The organism is Syntrophothermus sp. (assembly GCF_013314835.1).
Lineage (GTDB): Bacteria > Bacillota > Syntrophomonadia > Syntrophomonadales > Syntrophothermaceae > Syntrophothermus > Syntrophothermus lipocalidus.
The window spans coordinates 1-5,439 of the sequence record NZ_JABUEX010000096.1; the positions used below are offsets into that span (position 1 = coordinate 1).

Annotated in this window: 7 protein-coding genes; 5 read left to right on the plus strand and 2 right to left on the minus strand. The window is 46.6% G+C overall.

The features are described from left to right. From HPY90_RS14670 to HPY90_RS14680, 3 genes are all read left to right on the plus strand, one after another. On the plus strand, positions 1–327 hold a 327-nt coding region (locus tag HPY90_RS14670; protein WP_287195609.1), incomplete at its 5' end, for a hypothetical protein. Positions 328–435: 108 nt separating this feature from the next. Beyond that, positions 436–804, plus strand: a complete 369-nt coding sequence (locus HPY90_RS14675; RefSeq protein ID WP_287195611.1) for a transposase — start codon at positions 436–438, stop codon at positions 802–804. Positions 805–1,279: 475 nt separating this feature from the next. Continuing rightward, positions 1,280–2,905 (plus strand): IS1634 family transposase, encoded by a 1,626-nt coding sequence (locus HPY90_RS14680; protein WP_287195612.1) that lies wholly within the window; start codon positions 1,280–1,282, stop codon positions 2,903–2,905. 280 nt (positions 2,906–3,185) lie between these two features. On the opposite strand, the gene HPY90_RS14685 is transcribed toward HPY90_RS14680, so the two are convergent. Both HPY90_RS14685 and HPY90_RS14690 read right to left on the minus strand, forming a co-directional pair. Next, positions 3,186–3,476, minus strand: a complete 291-nt coding sequence (locus tag HPY90_RS14685) for a transposase (protein ID WP_287195614.1) — start codon at positions 3,474–3,476, stop codon at positions 3,186–3,188. 334 nt (positions 3,477–3,810) lie between these two features. Continuing rightward, a complete protein-coding gene (locus tag HPY90_RS14690) occupies positions 3,811–3,990 on the minus strand; it encodes a transposase (protein WP_287195616.1) in 180 nt (59 codons plus the stop codon). Positions 3,991–4,245: 255 nt separating this feature from the next. On the opposite strand from HPY90_RS14690, the gene HPY90_RS14695 reads away from it, so the two are divergent. Then, positions 4,246–4,665 (plus strand): IS110 family transposase, encoded by a 420-nt coding sequence (locus HPY90_RS14695; protein WP_287195617.1) that lies wholly within the window; start codon positions 4,246–4,248, stop codon positions 4,663–4,665. A 4-nt stretch (positions 4,666–4,669) separates the two neighbouring features. Next, positions 4,670–5,439 (plus strand): transposase (locus tag HPY90_RS14700; RefSeq protein ID WP_287195619.1); only part of this gene is annotated, 770 nt, incomplete at its 3' end.

Below are 5,439 nucleotides of genomic sequence, written 5' to 3' on the forward strand. Positions count from 1 at the left end.
GGCCTGCACACGGGTTATCAGGGCCGCTTTGTCAGCGGTAGCGCCCAGAAGAGAACAATGTTGGGACACGTTTGGTCCGAATTCTATCTGCCAGGCTTCGGATGGGTCCAGTGTGATACCTCCGCAGGGGTTCAGAATGTGATAGGAATAAACGAGCCACGTATTGTGCTCTCGCGGGGAGATGAGATAGCCTTGGGCCACGGTTTCCCCGGCGATACCATTGCCTGGTTTCATACGCCACAAACGAACGCGAATGTTAATATTGGTGGCACTCCACCCACCCAAACGTGGGGAGAGGAACTATCGTTGACTGTAGAAACGAGGTAGCTCCTACTCTGGAACGTTTCGTAGAACTCCTCTACCCCTTTGCCCATCCCCCGATTTGTAGGACACAGAGTTAAGAGTGTATAATCAGAGTAAGAAGGCGTTGTGTCCATGGGGGAGCAAAGAAGAAAATATGACGAAGAGTTCAAGCGCAATGCCGTCGAGCTATGCCACACCAGCGACAAAACTGCCAGCCAGATTGCCCGTGACCTGGGTATCAACAGCAGCATGCGCAACAGGTGGCGCAGAGAACAAGAAAAGTATGGAGAACGAGCTTTTCCCGGGTTAGGGAAACAGATGCGCGGTACCGATCTTGAAGAAGAAAACCGCCGCCTGAAAAAAGAACTAGCGATCATTCAGGAGGAACGAGACTGTAGATGTAAAATAGAATGGGGTTGTTGCCAAAGACCTCAAAAACCAATGCCAATGAATCAAATCCTACAGAAAAGAAAAAGAAAAACACAGGAAAAAGTTTGGTAGGAGGTTTTTTGCCTTTTCCGGCAGGTAGCCTGTTCCCGGTCACTTTAATCTGGATTAAAAATCCCTGTCCAGTCAAAATATTTTAGACTGACAGGGATTCAGCTATTTTCGGAGAAATAAAAAGGGGGAAATTACCACAGTTGCAGTTTGGCAGGTTCTAAATACAAAAGCTCTCTCGAGTTTTTGAATACCGAAACATCGAGAGAGCAACTCCCAAAAGCATGAATAAAATAACATATTACTGCCCGGTTTGCAACTCCTGGGTGAATAAAAATTTTCCGGAAATCGTTGAAGAAATCGGCGCATGTCCTCCCGAGTTTGACAGTTGCGAGCGATTTTTTTCGATATAGGGGCTTGTAACCCTTGAAAAATGGGCATACAATATTTTGAACTCATAAAAATGTAGTGGCAATATTTCATAATAATAACTCCAGTTATAATTGACTATAAAGCTTATACGTGGTATAATGCACTCATGTTCATCAAAATTACCAAATCAGGAAAATACAAATACGCACAGCTTGTAGAATCCTATCGAGAGGGCAAAAACGTAAAACATAGGGCGCTTCTGAATCTGGGTCGATTAGACGAGATAGAGAACAACCCCAGCTTCCAACGTCTTGGAATGAGGCTGTTAGAGCTTTCCAAGGCAAAGAAAGTGATTGACCTAGAAAGCTTTTCCGATGCAAGGATAGTGAACTGGGGTTATCTCGTCTACAAAAAAATCTGGGAGGTGTTTGAACTTGATAAGATACTGACCCGGATAAAAGAAAAAGGTAAAACCCAGTTCAACTTGAATGATGCCTGTTTTCTCATGGTCATCCAGCATCTTTTACAGCCGAAGAGCAAGTTAGCCACTTATGCCAACCAAGGGTATTATGTGCAGCTGCCGAATGTAGAATTGCACCACCTGTACCGTGCACTGGACATCATCCATATCCAGAAAGAGCAGCTGGAAGAATTGATGTTTCATAAAAACCGAAACCTCTTCAATATGCAGGTAGACGTAGTATTTTATGATGTAACCACCTTTTCCTTCGAGAGCGTCAAAGCGGATACCCTGAGAGATTTCGGTTTCAGCAAAGACGGGAAGTTCAATGAAGTCCAGGTAGTATTGGGTCTCTTGGTTGACTGTGAAGGCCGCCCTATCGGCTATGAACTGTTTCCCGGCAATACCTTTGATGGCAAGACCCTGGATACGGCACTTGAGAAGTTAGAGAAGCGTTTTGGTATTCGCAGGGTCATCATAGTAGCTGACCGGGGTATCAACAGCAAGCTGAACCTGAAAAGAATCGTCGATAGAAACTACAGCTACATCTTTGCCGCCCGGATCAAGAACATGGGCAGAAAGATAGAGGAACAGGTCTTTGACCCAGAAGGTTATATCAAACTGGAGTCTGATCAGGACGAAAAGCTCCTCTACAAAGTAATAGACCACATTAACAGATTCAAACAAGACGGTAAGACCTGCGAACTGAAAGAAAAACTTATCATTACATATTCGTCTAAAAGAGCCAGAAAAGACCAAAAAGACCGAGAAAGGCTCATTCAAAAGGCCAAACTGCTTTTAAAAGATCAATCCAAGATTACGGCCAGCAACAAACGCGGTGGTAGGAAATACCTCAAAAATTCCGGCAAAGAGGTCTGGTATCTGGACCAAGAGGCCATAGCCAGGGATGAACGGTTTGATGGTTACTACGGTATCCAGACCAATGAGCAGGACATAAAACCCCAGGATGCTCTGGAAGCCTATCATACCTTATGGAAGATCGAAGAATCATTCCGGATCATGAAAAGTACTCTGGAGGTCAGGCCGGTTTTTCATTGGACAGAGCCGAGGATTAAAGGGCACTTCTTAATTTGCTTTTTGGCCTTCCTGCTGGAAAGAACATTGGAATTCAAACTGAAAAAAGCTGGTGAGACGGCCTCCCCGGATAAGATTCGTGAAGCTTTGAATTCCATGAACTTTGCTGAGGTTGAGATTGAGCAGAATAAGTTTTTCATCAAGACCAAAGCTGCAGACCTGAGCAGTAAGATTCTGCGTATCCTCCGAATCAAACCCCCAAAAAATGTGATTCCCGCAGAAGAGTTTACCCTTTAATTTTGAAAGGGCTATTTTGTAGTCCTAAAATGTACAAATTTAGTTCGAAATATGCCCATTTTATTAGGGTTTATGGCAGATGAAGTGTCAAAGTCAGGAAAAGGGAAACTCGGTGTATATTTCGTCGATGCGGTGTTTTATGGCTATTTCTTCTGGGGAAGGGGGCACTGGGTGGTAGTACAAGCTAGAGCGGTTTAGGCTTAAGAGCTCGGCTTGCTTTTTAATAGATAGTTCTGGATGACCCCATTCCACCAAACCAAAGCGCTCATCCCGGCTAAGCTCAGAGGCCACTCTTTTTTTTAAGCCAGGTCAGCTCAGTGGTTAAACGGCCGACTTCTGCGTAGAGGTCTTGGATTTTCCTCTCGTACTCGGATTTCATGTTTTCAATACTTTTCGTTTCATCGGTGAAGAGGGAAGGCAGTTTTTGTATCGCCACATTTCTCCACTTGTTTAGAAGGGAAGGGTGGATACCATATTCGGAAGCGATTTGGGAAATGGATTTTTCTTCCCTGAGAATTTCCAGTACGATTTTAGCCTTAAGCTCCGCTGGATATTGTTTCCTATTACCCATTCTGATGCTTAGGACCCCCATTTTTCGTGTCTAGTTTTCTGGGTCCATTATACTTTGCTAGAAGCATCACCTTCTTGGAGTTCAGATTTTTCCTGGGTTCGCCTTGTTCTAAAAGCATAGTAGGTAGAAAGGGGGATGCCGACAAAGCCGAGAACAAGGCAGGCGTTTACCCTTGGGAAATCCATTTTTCTGCTATAGCGACTTTGTCGTAAGCCGAGGTTTACCCTATCCCTCAGTTCTCTAAGAATAGCTAGCTCTAGCTCCTTTTCTGCCAAGAGCCTTTTTAGCCGGTCATTTTCGGTTCTAACTGCTTTAAGCCTTTTTTCGAGCATCTTTAGCGTTGTTTTTCGGCTTTGGGGAGAGGCTTTAGAGAGCCGTTTTTACGCATCTTTTTAATCCAAGTATAGATAGTGTTCTCGGAGATTTGGTGACGCCTGGCGATCAGGGCTACGTTACCAACCTCCTGGCATTCAGCCAAGATTTGCTCTTTGAATTCCTCGGTGTATTGTCTCATTGACCACACCCCCTTGTAGTATAGAGGTAGCAGGATATTACAGTTAATCACCGAAATTTCATCCCGTTGGTGGGGTCAAATCTAACTACCCCCTTGGGCGGAAAAGCCCGAACCTTAGATTGAGGCCCCCACCTCTACGGGATGATCACGATTAAGTAGGTTGGGACAAGCTCTGCTTGTAGCCCGTCTGACCCACAAGGCTGTGACCCGTAGAGGTCGTGGGACCCCACCATAAACCCATTGGGAGGTGATCCCGTGTCAGTTATCTATGTGGGTATCGACGTGGGCAAGCGCAAGCATGAAGCCTCCATCCTTGATGAAACTGGTAAGCAGCTAGGCGGTTCGCTGGTCTTTAACAATTCACCTAAGGGCGTAGAAAAATTGCTGCAACGGGTTGCTTCTTTTGGAGCGAGCGAAGTTGTTTACGGGCTCGAGGCCACCGGCCATTATTGGCTACCCTTATACACTTTCTTGACGGCGGCTGGCTGTACGGTCAAGGTTATTAACCCCATCCAGTCCGATAGCCTTCGCAACCTTTATATCCGCGTGACTAAGAACGACCGCAAAGACTCGTTCCTGGTCGCTGAGGTATTACGCTTCGGACGCTTTACGGAAACCAAAATTCCCGATGAGCCTCTGGTTAAGTCCACGCGAACTCTCCCGCCTACGGGTTGAGTTTATGCAAACCGTAGGTGATATTAAACGCTGCATCCTGGGCATCCTCGACCGCATTTTCCCCGAGTTCCCGGGATGCTTTGGTAACGCATTCGGGCAGGCGGCCATCCAGGTCCTCAAGACTTACCCTGACCCGGAACAATTAGCCAATGCGGACCTGAGCGAGCTTGCCGAATTGCTAAGGAAATACAGCAACGGGCGTCTCTATCTAGATAAAGCCCAGCAACTTAAGGAGCGAGCCGCCAATTCTTTCGGTATCCGGTATGGCCTAGACGCCTTTACCTTGGAGCTACGGCTTCTCTTGGAGCAATTAGAATTCATTATGAATCAGGTCAAGCAACTGGATGAGGTCATTACCAACCTAATGCAAGAACACCAATTGATCCTCTCCGTTCCAGGCGTTGGACCAGTTCTCGGTGCTGCTATCCTTGGCGAAATCGGAGACATTAGGCGATTTGAGAACGCTAAAAAGCTCAGGGCATATGCCGGGTTGGATGCCACCGTCTATCAAAGCGGAACCTTTGAGGGCACGCGTGCCCATTTGTCCAAACGGGGCTCGCCGTACCTGCGGCGAGCTTTGTGGATTGCCGCCGGTACATCCCGCCTGCACGACCCGATACTGAAGTCCTACTACAAGAGGTTAATCCTTGGCAGAAGGGGTATAGCCGGTACGGTCTTCGTACATAAAATAGCCGGAGCCAAAGCCCAGGCAGGGGGAACGCTGGAAGAAGTCAAGGTGGTGGCTGAAAAGGTCATCAAAAACGTGCGTAGCAT